Raw genomic sequence first — 19,141 nt, forward strand, 5'->3', positions numbered from 1 at the left:
AATGTTATTTACGCTTACGCTTTTTAAATTGAATCGTAATAGCTTCTAGAGCTTCAGCTGTACTTGCTGTAAATTCTTTAAGAGCGAGTGCCAAGTTCCCAAAGAAAAAATAGTTTCTTTTGCCTATAACCACCTTATATAAGAATGGAATAGGATGCACGCCTTTTATTGCTGTAAGATCCTCTCCACAGAACTCAACCTTAGCATACAAGTTCTCAATGATGATTTCATGATTCTCGATTTTTACATCATAAATTTTTGCATAAAGTAAATTTAAAGTAACAAGTCCTGCAGTACTAATAAGTGTAACTACTATCATATTTTTTGTAGGTTCAGACCATACAAATAGCACATTAAATAATGCCAGTAGAGAAGAGAACAGTAGAATAAACAGTTGAAAAAATTTAATTCCACCTCGACTTAGCTTAATATAATCAGGTATCATCTTTAGACAATAAGTATAATCTACCTACACCAAACTCTGCCTTAACTTTAAATCCACCAGCTCCGCCTCAATAGCGGCTTCATCCAAAATAACATCCACCCCACCAACTAGCTCTTCGCGGACCTTTAGCATATACTTTTGGGAGTCGGTGTAAAGCACGATGGCGGCGTCGTAATGGATGGTCTCGTCGAACTCCTGGTTCCAGTCCTGGTATACTTCTATCATCAACACCTGCCCCGACAGCACCTTTATCTCCGAGTATTGCCCAGACTGCAGCAGCTTCTCTTTGCGCAACGGCACCTTGCTTTCCTCTATCTCGAAGCCGTAGTAGGTGGTCGAGGATCTGGAGGAGAGCTTGTAATCGGCGCTGATGTTGATGAAACTCTGGTCGCGCTTGTTGGTGGTAAGGCCTACCGCGAACTCCAGCGCCCAATACCGCACCTTACTGCCGCTGGCCTCAATTTTTATACTATCCGTGATGAAGTAGCAGATGCGCGCGCCCAGCATTTTCCGCAGGAGGTCAGTTCCTGTTTCCGTCAGCTTTACTATGTCTGTCTCGTGCATCTGTTTCTGCTTTTGTTTTGCAAATAGTATAAGCGAGTCTGGAGACTCGCACTTATTCCACGTCACGGGTTGCAAACCCGCGCCAGGCATTTTAACTCCCCTCCTTAGACAAGGAGGGGCTGGGGGTGGTTGGATACTTTATACCAGCACCGCCTTCGGAAGTTTTATACTTTGCAGCAGTTCATCTACCACCTTGTCTGGCGTTACGCGCTCGGCTTCGGCAGCGAAGTTGACCAGCACGCGGTGGCGAAGCACAGGGTAGGCCATTGTTTTAATATCCTCCACGGTTACAGCGAAACGGCCATTTAACAAGGCTCTGGCTTTGGCAGTAAGTATAAGTGCCTGCCCGGCGCGTGGCCCGGCTCCCCAGCGGCAATACTGTTTTATAAAGTCTATACTTGTGCTGTCGGGGCGGGTGGCGCGTACAATCTGGTTTACAAAGCCCAGAAGCTCGTCGCTTATACTTACCTCGCGGACCAGCTGGCGCAGCAGCATCACCTCTTCCCCGCTAAGTATGGGTTGCACCTGCGCCTTCCGTGTGCCGGTGGTGCTGGACAGTATGTTTAGCTCCTCCTGCTCGGTGGGGTATTTTATTTTGATGAAAAGCAGGAAGCGGTCTAGCTGCGCTTCGGGAAGCGGGTAGGTTCCGGCCTGCTCTATGGGGTTTTGGGTGGCCAGCAAGAAGAAGGGCTTGGGCAGGAAGTATGTTGTTCCGGCGTAGGTTACCTCGTGCTCTTGCATGGCCTCCAGCAAGGCGGCCTGCGTTTTGGGTGGCGTACGGTTTATCTCATCGGCCAGCACGATGTTCGAGAAGATCGGCCCCTCGTTGAACTTGAAAAAGCGCTTGCCGGTGGCATGGTCTTCTTCCAGTACTTCGGTGCCGAGGATGTCGGTTGGCATCAGGTCCGGAGTAAATTGAATCCTTCTAAAGCCTAAATCCATAGCGTTGCTGAGCGTGCGCACGAGCAACGTTTTGGCGAGTCCTGGTACGCCTTCCAACAAACCGTGTCCACCGGCCATCATGGTAATCAGCACCTCGTCGAGCACCTCCTCCTGGCCCACGATTACTTTCTGTATCTCCTGCTTTAGCTGTGGGAGCTTTGCCAGCAGGCGGGTTATGTCTGGTTCAGTCATGTTATACTTTGACTAGTATTTTGTTATAGCTGAAGCTTTCTCATGCTCAACTTTATTTGTTTCATAGCTCGCCTTGCCGGCGGGGCCTTACTTTTCTCCTTGATGAGAAAAGTAAGCAAAAGAGTCAAGACAATTTTGAACTCGCTAAACGCTCAAACAAAAAATTGTTGTTGGTGCACCGGGCTCAGGCTATACTTGCATAGCTACGTTTCTAAAAGAATCTACTATACTTTTCAGCAGCATTTCACTACAGAACTTATTCTTTAAGAATCTAAAAACTGGAAATTCCCCCTCTTAAGAAATGCATAGATGTAATCATCATCTATAAGAATCCTGTTGATCCTAAAATCCTGTAAATCCTGATTCTGACAAATTAACTCGTCAGCGCATACATTATTATATTCACTCCGAACTTGGTATTATCCTCTGCCAGCCAGCGCTTGTTCCGGAAGTCATAGTCCCATTCGCAACCATAATCTTTGTTGCTGTAGAGCACGGCAATGCGCCCGTTTATCTCTATCGCTTTCAGGTAATCGTGCACCAGGTCATCGCCCCAGCCGTTAAGCTCGAAGCTGGTAGTGGGTGGGCCTTCCTCGAAGGTGAAAAAAGATTGGTACAGCTTATGGTTGTTCGGGATTTTCTTGAGCGCACTTGCTCCGAACAGCTGCCGCATCTGCTCCTCAAACGACTTGGCAAAAAGCCCGTCTACGTCGTGGTTGCAATCATCCACAAACACGAAACCGCCGTTTTGCACATAGGTCTTAAAGTTTTGCCGCTCCTTCTGGTTAAACTGCACCAGCTTGTGCCCGCTCAGGTAGCTGAAAGGGTACTTAAACAACTCCGAGCTTTCTAGCGACACCACCTTCTCCTGCTCGTTTACCGGCACCGTGGTGTACTGGATAAGCGAGTGCAGCAGGTTGCTCGGCATACGCGGGTCGGTATCCCAGTTGCCGGAGCGGTATTGCAGGCGCACGAAGGTGAAGGGTTGCACGATGGGAGTTCTGAGTTAAGAGTTCTGAGTCTTGAGTTTTATACTTCTAATGGTTTGATATCACTCTGTTTCAACGTAAAAGTTATTTGGCCACTATAGGTATAGTTAAAACCATCTTGATCTAGAAACTCCACTTCAAATGTTTCTTTATCCCAAACCTCAAATATAACTCCTGCCATTCCAGTTTTAAGTCCAGGATTTATATCTTTTAACAATATTATAACTTGATATTGGGCAAGCATAAAGTTTCATAGTATGAAAATGAATGCCGCACACAGCACTGCTGCATACGGCATCCAAAGTATAAATCAGCAGTTTCTATACTGCATCCGAAAGGCTCGTGAAGGTAAAGTCACGGATCTTCATTGGCGGAATAAGACTGCCGCTGATGCGTTGCGGCTTACCCAGGGCTTCCAGGTTGTTGAGCATGATGATAGGGCTCTCGTTGAAACGGAAGTTCTTCACCGGGTACATGATCTTGCCATTCTCGATGTAGAAAGTACCGTCGCGGGTGAGGCCGGTGTACAGCAACGTCTGCGGATCTACAGAGCGGATGTACCAGAGGCGCGTAACTAGTATGCCGCGCTTAGTGCTCTTGATCATATCTTCCAGCGACTGGTTGCCGCCTTCCATAATAATGTTGCTTGGAGGCGGAACTGACACGGCTCCTTTGTTCGAAGCCCAGAATCGGCTATTGTACAGGTTTTTCACCACACCTTTATCTACCCATACAACTTTCTGCTGCGGGCGGCCGTCACCAGAAAATGGAGCGGAAGGCACCTCGGCATTGGTTGGGTCTGAGTACACCGTGATGCGCTCATCCACCAGCTTTTCGCCTACTTTGGTTTTGCCGCCCGGCTTGCTCATAAAGCTGCGGCCTTCTTCGGCATTGCGCTGATCCATGTTATAGAACATGTTTTGCAGCAGGTCAATGGAAGCAGCTGGTTCTAATATAACTGTATACTTGCCTGGCTCCAGGGCTTTGGCACTGCGGGAGTTAGCGGCTTTTTCAGCGGCTATCTGCGAGGCTTTGCCCGTGTCCAGCTTACTTACGTCCGAGAAATCCTGGGTTACGTAGCCGGAGCCGGTGCCGTCTTCCGTACGCATGGTTACCGAAAAATCTACTACGGTAGACGGATGATAAGCAAACAGGCCTTTGTTATTCATTTTAGCCGTGAAGCGGGTGTAGTGCTCCAGAAAACCCGCGGCTGTAAGTCCTTTATCGGCGGCTGCTTTTATACTTTTAGCGGCTGCATCGGCTCTGTAAGCCGGGTCTATTTTAGCCGTAGAGTCGAAATGCTCTTTGGTAGTGATATACTTTTGCGGCCCAAGCAACTCCACATACTCCGGGCTTTCCGGTGCCAGGCGCGCAATCTCCTCTGAGCGGCGAATTACTTTCTCTAACGATTTATCGTCGAACTCATTTATAGTGGCCACTCCGGAGCGCTTGCCAAACCTAGATTCCACGGCCATGGATACGTTCTCCTCTGCACCGCTCGTGGATACCTCGTTTCTGGCGTAGCGGATGTTGCCGCCGTTGTTGCCGCTGAGCGTAATCTCGCACTCGTCAGCCTTCGAAAAACCCAGCGCTTTCTTCAGTATCGCCTGAGCTTCTTCTTTTGATAATATTGCCATCTTCTTTTAGTTAAGAGTTGAGAGTTATGAGTTAAGGAAGTTAGAAGGTTAAAAAGTTAGAAAGTCAGTCGCTGTAAGCTTGACTGCTCTCTGGCTAATCCACTTTTAACTATTAACTCTAAACTAATCTAGATTTTACGCGCTGTGTTTATCACGTTCACACCGTTAAAGCGCGTATGGGCAGAGCCATGCGATACAGCGCTTACCTGGCTAGGCTGGCCTTTGCCATCGAAGAACGAACCGAACAGGCGGTAGTCGCTTTCGTCGCACATGTCGGAGCAGGAGTTCCAGAATTCCTGGGTATTGCTCTGGTAGGCCACATCCTCAAGCGGACCAACAATTTTACCGTTCTTGATCTCGTGGAAGGTGGTGCCCCCGAACTGGAAGTTGTAGCGCTGCTGGTCGATGGAGTAGGAGCCGCGGCCCGCAATATAGATGCCTTTATCCACACCACTTATCAACTGATCCACATTCTTCTTCTCCTTGCCCGGCGCCAGCGATACGTTTGGCATGCGCTGGAACTGCACCGAGCTCCAGCTGTCGGCGTAGCAGCAGCCATGCGATTCCGGCTCATTAATGATGTGCGCCTGGTCACGGATGGCCTGGTAATTTACAAGTGTACCGTCTTTGATCAGGTCCCATTTCTTTGTCTTCACACCCTCGTCGTCCCAGCCTACATAGCCCAGCGATCCCGGTTGTGTTTTATCTGCAAAGATGTTCACCTTATCAGAGCCATACTTAAAGTTCTTGGTTTTCCACTTATCCAGCGTGGCGAAAGAAGTGCCTGCATAGTTTGCCTCGTAACCCAGCACGCGGTCCAGCTCCAGTGGGTGGCCAACAGACTCGTGTATCGTAAGGCCGAGGTGGTTCGGGTCAAGTACAAGATCATACTTGCCAGCCATTACTGATTTAGCCGAAAGCTTCTCCCTGGCTTGCTTGGCTGCCAGGGTTGCATCCTCCAGCATATCGTAGGCGTAGCGGTAGCCCATCAGGCCAGTGCCTTCCGGGCCTTTTATTTTTTCTGATGCCTTCGGGTTCATGTACTCGTAACCCATGCCCATCGGAGCGCTCAGTGCTTCGCGGGTTCTGAACTTGCCGCTGGCTTTATCTACGGCCGTAACGGTAAAGTTTGGCCAGATGCGGTGAATGTCCTGGTCTATATATGAGCCTTCGGTAGAGGCAAAGTATTTCTGCTCGTTTACCTGGAACAAGGCTGAGTTCACGAAGTTGGCGCCGTTATCCATAGCGGCGGCGTTGGCAGCTAACAGCAGGTCCGCTTTTTCGCCTACGGGCACTTCAAAAGCGTTTTTCTCGATTGGAGTGCGCCAGCTTACCTCTCCATAACCTTGCACAGGAGCCAGCTGCACCGGCTCTTTCTGCAGCTTCGCGTTAGCCTTTGCAATAGCCACAGCTTGCTCAGCGGCTTTGGCTATACCTTTATCCGATACATCAGAAGTGGCAGCAAAGCCCCAGGTGCCATTGGCCAGCACACGCACGCCTACGCCGTAAGACTCCGCGTTCACGATGTTCTGCACCTGCTTCTCGCGGGTAAAGATGTATTGCTGCAGATAGCGGCCAATGCGCACATCGGCATAAGAGGCACCTTTGGATTTAGCGGAGTTCAGGGCTACGTCGGCCAGCCGCTTTTTCAGTGCCGGATCGACCTGCTCCAGCGCGCGCTCCGGAGAGATGATATCTCCGAACACGGGGATGGATGGCAACATTAAGCCCCCAAAGCCCAGCGCCGATAGTTCAAGGAAGTTTCGTCTTTTCAAGTTCAGAAAGGTTAGATAAGTGTAATGAGTTTTGTTTTGGTATCTTAAGTATAGCAATTCTATTTTTCATCTCAAAGTACAGGTGTGGCTTATCAGCTTAAAAACAGTATTTTATAGATGAAGCAAGACTATACTTCTACCAAAGCAGGGGCTATAAAGCAAAAAAGCGCAGCGCCTCTACAGGCACCGCGCTTTTAAAAAGATAAATTACTTCGAGAAATTTTGATGGCCGCAACAGCCTCCGCTCCTTAGTTTCTGCTCAGCAGAACTCTGGTATCTATGTCAGCGCTAAGCTCGTTGCTGGCAAAGGATGGCACATTGAACGAAAACCCTACTGCCGAAGCAAGATCGGCTTTCGACTCCAGCACCTCCACTTTCACGTTGCCGATTCCCTGGCCATGAAACTCAAGCTTACGTGCCGCCGCTTCCGAAACATCAATAATACGGTCTCCTACAAACGGGCCTCTGTCGTTGATGCGCACAATAACCCACTCGTTGTTGTCGAGGTTGGTTACTTTTACTTTTGTGCCGAAAGGAAGGGTTTTGTGGGCGGCAGTCATGTCGTTTTTATTATAACGCTCGCCGCTGCTGGTTTTTCTGCCGTGGTAACGGCTGCCGTACCACGATGCCTCGCCTTTTAATACTTTGGTTTGGCCGGAGTTGTTCTGTGCAAAAATTGGTTGGCTAACGCCTACAAATAGAAAAATGATCAATGAAAAAATAAAGCACTTTCTATTATGACTCATATCATTTAATAGTTGGTGAAGCCGCAAAATTACGGAATTTGTTTTTAAACGGAGCCATTTGCGCCATTATTGCGCCTAGCGTGTAGGGGGATATGGGTAGAACGCCTTGACTTGCCTTAAGTCAGGTAATGCAGAAATGGCTTATTAAAGCACGTATGGCTATGTTTTCATGCATGGCAGATATAGATTATAGCCTATAAAAAATAATTAAAAAAAATTTCCTGGCCAAGCGGTTTTCGCCCTGATTTCATCTAATTTGGAAGAAGACGGAGCCGAAGACACGTGCAGGCGCGCCGCTGCCCGTGCGATGTACGTACAGTAAATTTAAAGTATAAAGTATGGATTTTGGAAAGCTACCTGACATCAGCCGCGTAGACTTTACGCTGCCCCCAAACCACCCCGATACACTGCCGCTGTTGCAGCAGTTTAAAACAGATGGGAAGCCGCAGGTATACATTGGCCTGCCGGTTTGGGTGAACAAAGCCTGGGTTGGCAAATACTACCCGGCCCGCATGCCGGAGCGGGAGTCGCTGCTGTGGTACGGCAAGCAGTTCAGCACCATTGAGCTCAACAGCACGCATTACCACATCCCCAGCCCCGACACCATCGACCGCTGGCGAAACACCGTGCCGCACGGCTTTAAGTTCTGCCCCAAGTTTCCGCAGCTCATCAGCCACGAGGCGGCTTTGCGCAGCACCCAGGATGTAACCGCAGCCTTTTGCGAAGCCATTGCCGGGCTAGAGGATAAGCTGGGCGAAGCCTTTCTGCAGCTGCCGCCATACTTTGCGCCAAGCCAACTGCCCGACCTGGAAGCGTTTCTGCAATTTATCCCTGAAAGTATACCGATAACCGTTGAGCTACGCCACGAGGGTTGGTTTGCCGATGCGGATGCCAGCCAGGAGCTTTTTGCGGTGCTGGAGAAGTATAAGGCAGGCACTGTGCTAACCGATGTGGCCGGGCGCCGCGATGTACTGCACATGCGACTGACCACGCCCTCGGCCATGATCCGGTTTGTGGGCAACGGCCTGCACCCAACCGATTATACCAGAATAGATGCCTGGGTAGAGCGCCTGAAAGAGTGGTTTGATAACGGTTTGCGCCAGCTATACTTTTTTGTGCACGAGCCCGACAATACACTGGCCCCGGAACTGGAAACATACTTAGTGGAGCGCCTGAACAAAGTATGCGGCTTTGACCTGAAGCCGCCAATGAAGTTTGTACAGCCTGTGCAGGGGGAGCTGTTTTAACATACTTATCCATACTTGTTTTCCACAGAAATGTGGAAAACAAGTATGGATTCGGTGGATAGGTGCTCCGATCATGCACTTTCACATTAAACGGTGCATTCAAGCCCGTTTAGCCTTTCCGGAAACTATCTATCTCCTGCAAAAAAGCCATCGCTTGGGTTACATGTTTTCCGCCGGATGCAGCTACCACACGTTTAACCCAACTGATGTGCAGGTTCTTGTAAGAGATTTTGCGGTACAGCCACCAGGCAAGCGGCGCAAAAAGTATACTTAAAATCGCCTGGCTAATAAGCCAGCTAGTATCTCCAACCTGCCAGATATTCACTCCAAAAATCACTTTAAACCCAATCATTATGTAGGCAAAGTATAAAGGCAGCTGTAGCACGGATAAACGCAGATACGTGATGATATGGGCTTGCAAACTGGCCAGCATTTGCTGGTTTTCCGAAACGCTCCGCGAATAGTCGAACTGGTTGATACGTATGATTTGCCGGATACAGCCTGAGATAGCTATGACTATAAAAACCATAATAATAGCAGCGGCAACCACAAGGCTCATGCTGCTTAGATTATAGTAGATAAACAGCGCCAGAAAAACAGTTACAGCCACCCCGATTAACAATTCTGCCACACTTTGGTACAGAAGCCCTGTTAAAACTGATTTTGATTTATGAACCTGCAGCCCTTCAACTGCTTGCAGAGAGATAGCGTTTGCCTGGCTGATCTTGTGATCGTAGCTGCTCAGTAATTCCAGTAACTCGTCCTTTTTCATACTTATGAATCGTTATGGGTTAAAAATCTTTGCTTTAGTTTGTCTTTGATGCGGGCAATTTTGGTAGACACGTTGGATACAGAAATACCCAGAATATCCGCTATCTCTTGCTGCCCTTTTTGCTCCAGGTAAAGCAGCATCAGTGCTTTGTCCAGCTCCTTCAGCTCTAGTATAAACTGGTCCAGCAGGGCGAGTTGCTGCTCGTGGCTTTCCGGGTTTTCTTCGGAAGGGTGCGTCACGGTTTCCTGTATCGGTATGCGCAGGTGTTGCCGTGCCTGGTTTTTGCGGTAAAAAGAGATCGCCACGTTTAGCGCCACACGGTACATCCACGTCGAGATTTTGTACTTCGTGTCATACTTATCAAACGCTTTCCAGAGCTGCAGCATAATTTCCTGGGCCAGGTCTTCGCGCTCGTCGGGGCGGGGGCAGTAGGTATTTACCACTTTATAAATAATACCCTGGTTCTCCTCAATCACCATTTCGAATGCTATCTTATTTCTTTTCTGTACCATCGTAAAAACGCATGTCTGATCCAGGCTATAGTTATACTTTGCTAGCACCCGCGCTGGCCGCATCATTCTTCAACTTATTATTCGCAAGCAAGCTGATAATCTCACAGCCAACGGTAAATACTTTATCGGTGTGAAGAAAAACAATCCAAACGAGCTGCTGTGCTATACTTTATACTTGCCATAAGCCATAAAACAAAAAGCGGCTGACCCAAAAGAGCCAGCCGCTTCTATATTAGCAAGTATGAGTTTTGTACGCTATACCCTGCGTCTTTTACCTCAAGAAAACTACAGCTTAAACGTATCGTCGCTGAGGCCTTTGTTTACTTCAATGGTCTGTACCTCGGCTTTGATTGTTTGCGGGCCAACCACGGTTTCCACCATGTATGGGAATTTCACGCCGCTTACTTCTTTGTAGTTGCCGTAGGTTTTAGTCTGTGTGATAACGCCCTGCGGCGTTTCCAGGCTGTTCACCTCTTTCAGGCGCAGGCCGCTGTCTTTAGCAAAGTAATGCGTGGCTTTCTGGCCGTTTGGCTGCGTAACCTCTACGGCATACGCCTCGGCGCCATCCACATCCTCTACACCAGTCAGCTTGGTTTTGATGCCGAGTTTATCGTACTGCAGCGCCGGGAACAGGTTTGCCTCCAGCTTTTGCGTCTTCAACTCTTCGGCAGTCATCTCTTTGTTAACGCCCTGCATGGGCGCTTCCATTTTCCCTTTGCCGCCGTTGATGATCACACGCTGCATCGGGTTATTGTTCATTAGCACCTGCACGGCAAACTTATCGTTGCCTTTTTGCTGCTGCTTAAACACCAGCGTCATGCCCTGAATAGTGGCGTTACTGGTAATACTGATGTCCTTCAGCTTCTCGATGTTCGCCTTGCCGCCGATAGCTTTAACATAGTCAGCAATAACTTTTTCTGCCGTTAAGCCCGCCGGAACACCCATTGCCTTGCGGTCTACTTTCTCGCCGGCAGTGTTGTAGTACATTATCTGGCTGTCGTCTTTATCAAACTTCTTTAGCTTATCGGCTATTTCGGAGGCATTGCCCACGGCCAGCACGTACATTTTGTCCGGGTTGATATACTTTTGCGCCGCGCGCTGCACGTCATCGGCAGTTACCGCTTCCACCTTTTTCAGGTAGTTCGGGTAATAGTCCTCTGGCAAGCCGTAGCGGGCCGTGTTGATAGCGTAAACTGCCACGGTAGCCGGGTTTTCCAGGCCGCGGCCAAAGCTGCCCATCACATAGGCTTTCGCATCGCGAAGTTCATCTTCGGTAACGCGCTGGTCACGGATTTTCGACAACTCATTCATAAACTCGACCACGGCACTATCGGTAACGGCATTGCGCACGTTGGCAGTGGCATTAAAGCGGCCTAGAATCTCATCGTTGTTGATAGCGGAGTAAGCGCCATAGGTATAGCCGTGGGTTTCGCGCAGGTTCTGGAACAGGCGCGCATCCATGCCGCCGCCAAGTATGTTATTCATCAGTTGGGCGGCCACTGCATCCTCAGCGCCTGGCTTCAGGTCGGCAGGGTTGGTTAGCACCAATGAGCTTTGCACCGCGCTCGGGCGATCCACGATCACCACCTGCGTTTGCTCTGGCTTGGTTGGCAGCGTATAGTTTACTTCTTTTACATCGCCTTTCTCCCAGTTTTTAAACTGCTTCTTTAGCAGCTTTTTCATCTCCTTCGGCGTTACGTCGCCTACTACGGCCAGGTAACCGATGTTCGGCTTAAAGTATGTGCTATAGTAGTTCTGGATATCCTGCAGCGTGATGTTATCCACTGTTTCCTCGGTCATCAGCTCTCCGTAAGGGTGGTCTTTGCCGTAGAGCACGAGGTTACGGGTGCGGCTGGCAATAGCGTCCGGGTTATCTTTAGACTGGGCCAGGCTGGCCTTCATCTGCTTTTTAATCTTATCCAGCTCCTCCTGCGTAAATTTCGGATTCAGCAGCGCATCGGTGGTCAGGTCTAGCAGGGTTGGCAGGTGCTTCTTCAGGGCAGAGGCGTTAAAGCCCGTGGAAGAAAAACCAAGGTCCGCACCGATAAAGTCTACCTGCTCATCGAACTGGTCTTTGGTGCGGTTGGTGGTGCCCGTGCGCATCATCTGTCCGGCGGCCTGCACATAACCGGCCTTATCGGCTTCCAAAATCGGATCTCTATCCAACACCAAAGACATCGACACTACCGGCTGTTTGTGGTTCTCTACCACGTATACTTTCAGCCCGTTTTTCAGGGTAAAATGCTCGTAATCGCCGAGTTCTATTTTCGGGGCCGGGCCGGGCGGCGGCGGTGTAGACTGCTGCGCCTGAGCTGGCATTACACACATCAGGGCCAGGGCCAGAAATGCGGCACTATATATTTTCTTTATCATGATTGTTCTATTTTAAAAAGACACAAGTAGCAAGACATAAGATTCTTCAGGTAATGTAATCTGTTTATTACATCATAAGCGTAAGTCCAGCGTCTAATATCTTGTGTCTATAATCTAACATCTATTTTGGCTGAGCAGACTTTGGCAGGTAGTGCAGCACCACACGGTTGTTTTTGGTGAGGTACTCCTTGGCCACACGCTGGATGTCTTCTTTTTTCACGTTCAGGTAGCGCTGCAACTCCGTGTTGATCAGGTTGGCATCGCCGAAGTATACGGCATAGTTGGCGAGGCTCTCGGCGCGGCCGGCCACTGTGCTGTTCTGCTGCACAAAGCTGCTTTCTACCTGGTTGCGCAGCTTCTGAAACTCACGGTCTGTCAGCGGCTCTGTTTTTACGCGCTCAATCTCTGCGTTCATGGCTTGCTCCAGGTCGTCTACTTCCACACCCATGTTGGCAATGGCAAAGGTCATGAAAAGGCCTGGATCTTCGGTAGGAAAGGGGATAGAGGCGGCTGCCACGGCTTTCTGCTGCTTATCTACCAGTGCTTTTGGCAAGCGGGCACTCTCGCCACCAGAAAGCAGCGTTGTCAGCAAAGAAAGGGCGTAGTAATCATCCGTGCCCTGTGCCGGAATATGATATGCCTGAATAACAGCTGGCAGCTGAATGTTGTCATACACTGTTTTGCGGCGCTCCTCTGTCTGCTTCGGCTCTACCACATCCGGGCGCGGAATAGCTTTTGTTCCTTTCGGGATACCCGCGAAATACTTCTCAATGGTTTTCTTGGTTTCCTCGATATCAATGTCGCCGGCTACGGAAAGCGTGGCGTTGTTCGGCACGTAAAACGTTTTGTAGAAGTCACGGAACTCCTCAATGCTCGCGGCATTCAGATCCTCAAAAGAGCCAATGGGCATGGTTTTATATGGATGTTTCTCATAGGCAAGGGCAAACACATTTTCTCCCATAGAGCCGTACGGCTGGTTGTCGATGCGCTCGCGCTTCTCCTCCTGCACTACTTTACGCTGGGTTTCCACGCCAACCTCATCTACTTTAGCGTGCTTCATACGCTCCGCTTCCAGCCACAGGCCCAAAGCCACCTGGTTAGATGGCAACAGCTCATAATAATAGGTGCGGTCGAAGGAAGTATTGGCATTAAGTGCGCCACCAGCTTTCTGTACCAGCGAGCTGTACTCGCCGCGGCCAATGTTCTCGGTGCCTTCAAACATCAGGTGCTCAAAAAAGTGTGCGAAGCCTGAGCGCCCTTGTACTTCGTTTTTAGAACCTACATGGTACAGCACCGAAACTGCCACGTTGGGCGTAGACTTGTCTTGGTGCAGGATCACGTGCAGGCCGTTCGGGAGCGTGTACTCCGTGAACTCGATCTTGTTTCCCTTGCTTTGTGCCATCGCCGAAAGACTGGCGGCACACCACAAGAGGCAAATTAATAACTTGCGATTCATGCTTTTTAAGTTGTTTAAATAAGAATATAAAATGGCCAATAGCCGGTTTGCAGATGATATGCTACAAAGTATAAATTTAGTTCTAATCTGGAGGATTTGCCAGTTTTAGCGCCATGCATACTTTATGTTTCGGCCAAACAAGCCCTGTGCCGGACAAACCTATTGATTTTGTAGACGAACAGAATAGCAGAAAATATGCGTGTGGCAACGCTGAGTAGTATAACTGCAGTATCGCCAAAAAGTGATTACGCATTAGATTAAGCTGCCATACAAAGTGTGATTAAAACAGCTGCTGCACCTGACTAACGACAAAGTTTTTAGGCACCGTTAGAAGTAAGGAAATCAAGAACAGAGCTAAAACAGCATACTTCGCCTGCACTACATCTTTATGGTTATCCGGCAGTGTAACTATAGTATAGATTATACCTATAAAAACTGGAAAACTCAGCGGGGAGAGCAGTCGGTAATCCAAGTCATCGAAGTGCGAGACGGAGCGCAGCACCAGTACAGCAAGAAAGTATAAAATACCAATACCAACGCAAATAAGCGGGAAGCTATTTTTCTTAAGGTCTTGCCAGAACGCGTAATGCCTCTTAAGTTTCATAGTAATAAAAGCCAGCAGCAGCAGCTGTACTACTGTTGTAAAGTAAAACAGGTAATCTGGCTGGTTCTGCAATCGGAACTCGCGGATGATGAGGAACTCGTTTAGCAGGCCTTTCAGCAGCATCACTACAAAAACGCCAGCACTTTCTGTTTCGCCATCCAGCCTGTCGAAGCCGGTGCTAAAGCCACTTTGCAGATAGTTATTATACAGATATGCGCCAGCAAACAGGGCGGGCACAATAGCCGCCAGAAAGAGTTTTATACTAAGTTTATACTTGTGTTTGAATGCAAGATACAGCCCCAGCAGTGCCGGCACGCCAAAAGAAAAAGCTCCTATATAACGGATCAGAAACAGGCATATACATGTAAGGCAGATAAGCAATATATTTCGGTTCACTTTTACGTTTAGCCACACCTGGTTAGCGAGGTAGGCAAGTATAAGTATACCCAGCAGAAAGGGTGCTTCTGACCAGGTAAAGCTGTATACTTCCATGTAAGTATAGGCCCCGTACACGGAGGCAAGTATAAATGCATAAGGCCTATTTAAGTGCCGTAGCATCAAAAAGCCACAACCCAGGAAAATAAGGTTCAGCACTTTTGACGACCAGTAGACATCCAACGTGCTTATTTCTGAGAACAGGTAAATGAGCACAGGATAGCCTACCGGCCAGGTTGAAAAATAGTATCTCCCTATTCCGTCTGCGCTCATCGTATAAAGCCCGTGCCCCTCTTTTAAATTTTGGGCCAAACCAAGGTAAGCTTCTGAGTCAGGGCTGAGGTAGCCAGAGCCGTGCACGTTTACTCTGAAGATGATGATTGCTGCCATAGTGATATACAGCAGGAGCAAAAGAATATCAGGCTTAAAGCTCTTCTTGATTTCTAAGTATGGCATAAGTGGCAGGAGATCTTACAGGAGCTGTGAGAGCAGGAATTTCTTCGGCAAATTAAGTAACAGCGATAAAATAAAGAAGCCCGCAATAACATACTTGGCACGAACCGCACCTTTTATTTGGTCTGGAAGCGCGACAATGTAGTTTACCAATGCAAAAAGCATCAATATAGTAAAAGGAGAAAGCAGCCTGTAGTTAGGTGGGTCAAACTGTGATATGCTTCTCAAAAACACAAGAACTACCAAATACGCCAGAGCGACTACTACAGCCGTATGCGAAAGTATATTTCCCTTTACGGCTACGGCTACAGCCTCACGTTGCTGCCGCAAAATTGATCTGATATAACCGATTACTGTGACTTGAAGCAAGGCAGTGGCAATGGTAAGACCTCCGGGGATGCCCCGCAAATAATAGTTCCGGATGATGAACAGCTCAATCATCAGCCCTTTTATAGCCATCCAAAGAACTTTAAGCGGGCTTCCCATATCTTCCGTCAGTCTTTGCGCATCAGTATTATATCCCGCTGCATAGTGATTGTGCATGACATAGCCGCATACGAAAATCACATTCAGCACAAAGACGATGAACAAATGTCGGCTTACGCGCCTTCGTTGCTCAAACCAGGTTATTATAGCAAGAAGCAAAGTTACACCACCCGCGAAAAACCCGATATAGCGGACCAAAAACATAAAAGCCGCTACAGCCAATAAAGCATAAATCAGGGAAGGTTTACCGCTGACATATACTTTGTAAATCAAGAAGGTAAAAAGCAGGCATCCATACATAAAAACGCACTCCGACCATGTGTAGGAGTACATCTCTATAATTGTAAATGCACCGTAGATAGAAGCAAGTACAAAAGAGTACCTTCGGTTTATATGGCGCAGCAGCAGAAAGCCCAATCCTGCAAAAATTAGGTTTAAAACTTTGGAAGCCCAAAACAAGTTAAGGCCGCTCACCCACGTTATAATTGCAATTAGAGTTGGATAACCTATTGGCCATGCGGTAAACAGAACGCGAGCATTTTTTTGCCCCGTATGCAGCCCGTATAAATCCCGAATAATAAACTCCTCTCCACTCTTTAAACTTCGGGCAGCTTCCATGTAGTATTCAGAATCGGGGGAGGTATAGCCTGTCCCTTCGATGCTTACACGTAAGACCACAGCCACGCAATAGGCAATAAACAGCACCAGCAGATATAAATCCGCTCTTATCAGTTTATTTTTCAGCATCGCCTTAATACATCCGAGGCAGTTCAATGCCTTTAATTTTGCGGTAAAGCCCCAGTGCGGCCTGGTCGGTGAGGCTGGTTACGAAGTCGGTGATGTGGATGATGCGCTCGTAATCGGTGGCAGTTTGGGGGAGCTGCAGGTAGTGTGGCGGGATAAGCGCCGCAAGCTTCCGGTGGTGCTTAGATTCTGGCTTAAATACGGCTTTGATGCCCGCATCCAGCAAGCCACCCAACACTTCAAACCCTGCGGCCTCGATCTCGAGCACCGGCCTGTTCTGGTAAATCAGCTTAATAGAGAGATCTTTTATCTGATCAAGTATAGGCTTGCAGGCCAATTCGTTAATTAGCGGCTTATCATAGATTCCGGCCAGGATTTCGTCTTCGTGCTGCAGAAAGAGCGCGGAGGTTTCTTCGATCAGTTTGCCAATGATGCGCGCCCGCAAGTACCCGATTTCCTCGCGCCAGTCGTAAAACGTCAGACTTGATTTGCGCCCCGGATTATCGTTCAGGATTTGGCGCAGCAGGCTTATACCTTGCTCCTGCGGCACAAGGCCCAGTTTCAGGCCATCTTCAAAATCGATGATGCGGTAGCAGATGTCGTCTGCGGCCTCTACCAAAAAAGCCAGCGGGTGGCGATGGTAAAACACCTCTCCGGCAGTTCCTTTTTGCAGCAAGCCGAGCTCGCTGGCGATGGTGTTAAACCAGGCTTTCTCTGTCTGGAAAAACCCATACTTCTTCTCGCTGGTATTTTTGGTGTTCTCCACCACCGGCAGCGACTCTTTGGGATATTTGGTAAAGGTGGCCAGCGTAGTAAAGGTTAGGCTGAGACCGCTGTGACTCACGTCGTCAGGCAGTTTGCAGTGGGCAGGGTAAGTATACGTAAGCACCCGGAAGCCCGCAGCATTGCCTTCGTAGCGTTGCAGATCGGCTTTTTCGGCTTCCGTTAGGTTTTGCAAGTATGGCTGCGCTTCCTCGCTCAGGAAGTATGAGGAAATGGCATCCTCGCCGGAGTGGCCGAAAGGCGGATTGCCGATATCATGCGCCAGGCAGGCAGCCGCCACAACATCCCCAAAATCCGCTTCCTGTATGTTCTTGTCCTCGGCCAGCTCAGGGTGGCGCTCCAGAATGCTCTTGCCCACAATGCGCCCCAACGACCTGCCCACTACCGATGCCTCCAAACTGTGCGTGAGGCGGGTGTGCACAAAATCACTTTCGGGCATGGGCATTACCTGCGTTTTATTCTGAAGCCGCCTGAAAGCCGATGAAAACACAATGCGGTCGTAGTCGCGCTGAAACTCACCCCGCACCGATTCATCAGAAGTATACTTTGAACCAATTGACTCAAATCTTTTTTTGGAGATAAGTTTATCCCAGGAGGGGAGGGTATGTGGCATAGGAAGTATGAATCAGCTCGGTTAAAGGCTCACCACCACGTTTCTGAAGAAAGCAAAGCCCAAGCGATAGTATAAATGTATAAAACGGGTATTAACTTAAACAGCATTTTTTGGATAAGCCTGCAGATAGCCAAATAATTATAACCCTCGTGGCAACTACCAATTGAAAGTTTTGCCTTCTGATCCAAGACTATACTTTGGCAAACAGGCTTATCAACCACTTCAAATATAAGTTTATACCTATGATAATCCCACTACAGGTTTCCATAACTCTAGCTGTACTCAAAAAAATAATGGCGTAACATATTTTTTTTCTAAGTCGAATGTAACAAACTGCCTGGTTTCATAATGCATAAAACCCGCTTTATAGCTACGAAAAGCGGTTTTAGATGAGTGACCTGAGCAAAGCATATATTTTACCATGTCACAAAACGAACAATAAATACCTTGTGTTACAGAGATAGGCAGCGCATTTTTGCATCATCGTACACGTCTTCCAAGCTAGAAAACCCTTCGCTCTAAACAACTTATACTGTGGCAAGCATACTGAGATAACATCTTCCATGTGTACATTGCGGTATTGCAAATGCCATTTCCCCCCCAAAGGCAAGCAACAGACAGTCCCCCAACTGCATGTTGCCTGCCTTTTTTATTTTAAAAACCCACTGCGTAATTGATGTGCAGCCGGAGCTAAGCATCTCTAACACCTGCTATTATCAAGCTTCTGTTTTTTTAAGTGAGTATCAAAATTCTATGTGTCAACAGTTTGCGTAATCTACAACGTATGCCATTTGGGTGCGTAAAAAATTATAAAAGCCAATAACTTATCACTTAAAGGCATTTTGTTGTATGATTTTAGATTAGAAGGAGGAATAACCATGGCAAACTTAACAACCAGAAGAAACAGAGGAAGTATGGCTCCGGCACGTTCTGTTTTCTCTGACTTCTTCAGCGATGTAGATCGTTTTTTCGACAATAACCTCTGGGGTATGCCTTCGCGCATGGGCCAGCAAATGATGTCTAACGTGCCGGCCACCAATATCCGCGAAACTGAGCAAGGCTATGATATTGAGGTCGCTGCTCCTGGTATGAAAAAAGACCACTTCAACATAGACGTGAACGAAGGGATGTTGACCATCAGCTCTGAGAAGGAGGAGGAAAAGGAAGATGAGCAGGACAACTATACCCGCCGGGAGTATAACTACAGCTCGTTTAGCCGCTCTTTCCGCTTGCCTGAGTCAGTGAAAGAAGAGGATATAAAAGCAAGCTATAAGGATGGCGTGCTGCACGTATCAGTGCCAAAAGGCAAGGAGCAGGAGCGCCCTCGCCGCAAAATCAATATTGAGTAACAGAGCAACAGGTTAAAAAAGGCA

General features: G+C 48.3%; 17 protein-coding genes. 2 read left to right on the forward strand and 15 right to left on the reverse strand.

The annotated features are described in order from the left end of the window. Nucleotides 1–4 precede the first annotated feature (4 nt). The 8 genes from Q1B04_RS14955 to Q1B04_RS14990 form a co-directional block, all read right to left on the reverse strand. On the reverse strand, nt 5–319 hold the full coding sequence (locus Q1B04_RS14955; RefSeq protein ID WP_299760180.1) for a hypothetical protein: 315 nt from the start codon (nt 317–319) through the stop codon (nt 5–7). A gap of 150 nt (nt 320–469) precedes the next feature. Further along, nucleotides 470–1,075 (reverse strand): hypothetical protein, encoded by a 606-nt coding sequence (locus tag Q1B04_RS14960; RefSeq protein ID WP_299760182.1) that lies wholly within the window; start codon nt 1,073–1,075, stop codon nt 470–472. 72 nt (nt 1,076–1,147) lie between these two features. Next, a complete protein-coding gene (locus Q1B04_RS14965; protein WP_299760184.1) occupies nt 1,148–2,143 on the reverse strand; it encodes a MoxR family ATPase in 996 nt (331 codons plus the stop codon). Between the two features lie 373 nt (nt 2,144–2,516). After that, nucleotides 2,517–3,134 (reverse strand): DUF4159 domain-containing protein, encoded by a 618-nt coding sequence (locus Q1B04_RS14970; RefSeq protein ID WP_299760186.1) that lies wholly within the window; start codon nt 3,132–3,134, stop codon nt 2,517–2,519. 38 nt (nt 3,135–3,172) lie between these two features. Next, nucleotides 3,173–3,376 (reverse strand): DUF4926 domain-containing protein, encoded by a 204-nt coding sequence (locus tag Q1B04_RS14975; RefSeq protein WP_299760188.1) that lies wholly within the window; start codon nt 3,374–3,376, stop codon nt 3,173–3,175. Nucleotides 3,377–3,452: 76 nt separating this feature from the next. After that, complete coding sequence (locus tag Q1B04_RS14980) at nt 3,453–4,769, reverse strand: TldD/PmbA family protein (RefSeq protein ID WP_299760190.1); 1,317 nt, start codon at nt 4,767–4,769, stop codon at nt 3,453–3,455. Between the two features lie 128 nt (nt 4,770–4,897). Further along, a complete protein-coding gene (locus Q1B04_RS14985) occupies nt 4,898–6,544 on the reverse strand; it encodes a TldD/PmbA family protein (RefSeq protein WP_299760192.1) in 1,647 nt (548 codons plus the stop codon). A gap of 248 nt (nt 6,545–6,792) precedes the next feature. Then, nucleotides 6,793–7,257, reverse strand: a complete 465-nt coding sequence (locus tag Q1B04_RS14990; RefSeq protein ID WP_299760194.1) for a septal ring lytic transglycosylase RlpA family protein — start codon at nt 7,255–7,257, stop codon at nt 6,793–6,795. 371 nt (nt 7,258–7,628) lie between these two features. Here Q1B04_RS14990 and Q1B04_RS14995 point away from each other — a divergent pair, with 371 nt between their 5' ends. Beyond that, nucleotides 7,629–8,537 carry a DUF72 domain-containing protein gene (locus Q1B04_RS14995; protein WP_299760196.1) on the forward strand — a complete coding sequence of 303 codons (909 nt, stop codon included), beginning with the start codon at nt 7,629–7,631 and terminating at the stop codon, nt 8,535–8,537. A 109-nt stretch (nt 8,538–8,646) separates the two neighbouring features. Here the strand turns inward: Q1B04_RS14995 and Q1B04_RS15000 are convergent, their stop codons facing one another. The 7 genes from Q1B04_RS15000 to dgt all read right to left on the reverse strand — a co-directional run bounded on the left by Q1B04_RS15000 (nt 8,647) and on the right by dgt (nt 17,768). Beyond that, nucleotides 8,647–9,309, reverse strand: coding sequence for a hypothetical protein (locus Q1B04_RS15000; protein ID WP_299760199.1), 663 nt, complete (start codon nt 9,307–9,309; stop codon nt 8,647–8,649). A 2-nt stretch (nt 9,310–9,311) separates the two neighbouring features. Continuing rightward, a complete protein-coding gene (locus tag Q1B04_RS15005; RefSeq protein ID WP_299760201.1) occupies nt 9,312–9,887 on the reverse strand; it encodes a sigma-70 family RNA polymerase sigma factor in 576 nt (191 codons plus the stop codon). A gap of 219 nt (nt 9,888–10,106) precedes the next feature. Continuing rightward, nucleotides 10,107–12,194 carry a pitrilysin family protein gene (locus Q1B04_RS15010; RefSeq protein WP_299760203.1) on the reverse strand — a complete coding sequence of 696 codons (2,088 nt, stop codon included), beginning with the start codon at nt 12,192–12,194 and terminating at the stop codon, nt 10,107–10,109. A 121-nt stretch (nt 12,195–12,315) separates the two neighbouring features. Continuing rightward, nucleotides 12,316–13,650, reverse strand: a complete 1,335-nt coding sequence (locus Q1B04_RS15015; protein WP_299760205.1) for a pitrilysin family protein — start codon at nt 13,648–13,650, stop codon at nt 12,316–12,318. 280 nt (nt 13,651–13,930) lie between these two features. Further along, nucleotides 13,931–15,145 carry a hypothetical protein gene (locus Q1B04_RS15020; RefSeq protein ID WP_299760207.1) on the reverse strand — a complete coding sequence of 405 codons (1,215 nt, stop codon included), beginning with the start codon at nt 15,143–15,145 and terminating at the stop codon, nt 13,931–13,933. Nucleotides 15,146–15,160: 15 nt separating this feature from the next. Then, nucleotides 15,161–16,375 (reverse strand): hypothetical protein, encoded by a 1,215-nt coding sequence (locus tag Q1B04_RS15025; protein WP_299760209.1) that lies wholly within the window; start codon nt 16,373–16,375, stop codon nt 15,161–15,163. 4 nt (nt 16,376–16,379) lie between these two features. After that, nucleotides 16,380–17,768, reverse strand: coding sequence for a dGTP triphosphohydrolase (gene dgt / locus Q1B04_RS15030; RefSeq protein ID WP_299760211.1), 1,389 nt, complete (start codon nt 17,766–17,768; stop codon nt 16,380–16,382). Nucleotides 17,769–18,646: 878 nt separating this feature from the next. Here dgt and Q1B04_RS15035 point away from each other — a divergent pair. Next, the gene (locus tag Q1B04_RS15035; protein ID WP_299760213.1) at nt 18,647–19,117 is read left to right on the forward strand and encodes an Hsp20/alpha crystallin family protein; all 471 of its coding nucleotides are present in this window, start codon (nt 18,647–18,649) and stop codon (nt 19,115–19,117) included. The last annotated feature ends 24 nt before the right edge of the window (nt 19,118–19,141 follow it).

It is taken from the genome of uncultured Pontibacter sp. (assembly GCF_947495565.1).
Taxonomy (GTDB): Bacteria; Bacteroidota; Bacteroidia; order Cytophagales; family Hymenobacteraceae; genus Pontibacter.

Bases quoted from the DNA above. Each gene is read 5' to 3' on its own strand.
- Q1B04_RS14955 (WP_299760180.1), bottom strand. From the start codon at position 319: ATGATAGTAGTTACACTTATTAGTACTGCAGGACTTGTTACTTTAAAT.
- Q1B04_RS14965 (WP_299760184.1), bottom strand. From the start codon at position 2,143: ATGACTGAACCAGACATAACCCGCCTGCTGGCAAAGCTCCCACAGCTA.
- Q1B04_RS14975 (WP_299760188.1), bottom strand. From the start codon at position 3,376: ATGCTTGCCCAATATCAAGTTATAATATTGTTAAAAGATATAAATCCT.
- Q1B04_RS14980 (WP_299760190.1), bottom strand. From the start codon at position 4,769: ATGGCAATATTATCAAAAGAAGAAGCTCAGGCGATACTGAAGAAAGCG.
- Q1B04_RS14995 (WP_299760196.1), top strand. From the start codon at position 7,629: ATGGATTTTGGAAAGCTACCTGACATCAGCCGCGTAGACTTTACGCTG.
- Q1B04_RS15000 (WP_299760199.1), bottom strand. From the start codon at position 9,309: ATGAAAAAGGACGAGTTACTGGAATTACTGAGCAGCTACGATCACAAG.
- Q1B04_RS15005 (WP_299760201.1), bottom strand. From the start codon at position 9,887: ATGATGCGGCCAGCGCGGGTGCTAGCAAAGTATAACTATAGCCTGGAT.
- Q1B04_RS15010 (WP_299760203.1), bottom strand. From the start codon at position 12,194: ATGATAAAGAAAATATATAGTGCCGCATTTCTGGCCCTGGCCCTGATG.
- Q1B04_RS15015 (WP_299760205.1), bottom strand. From the start codon at position 13,650: ATGAATCGCAAGTTATTAATTTGCCTCTTGTGGTGTGCCGCCAGTCTT.
- Q1B04_RS15020 (WP_299760207.1), bottom strand. From the start codon at position 15,145: ATGCCATACTTAGAAATCAAGAAGAGCTTTAAGCCTGATATTCTTTTG.
- Q1B04_RS15025 (WP_299760209.1), bottom strand. From the start codon at position 16,375: ATGCTGAAAAATAAACTGATAAGAGCGGATTTATATCTGCTGGTGCTG.
- dgt (WP_299760211.1), bottom strand. From the start codon at position 17,768: ATGCCACATACCCTCCCCTCCTGGGATAAACTTATCTCCAAAAAAAGA.
- Q1B04_RS15035 (WP_299760213.1), top strand. From the start codon at position 18,647: ATGGCAAACTTAACAACCAGAAGAAACAGAGGAAGTATGGCTCCGGCA.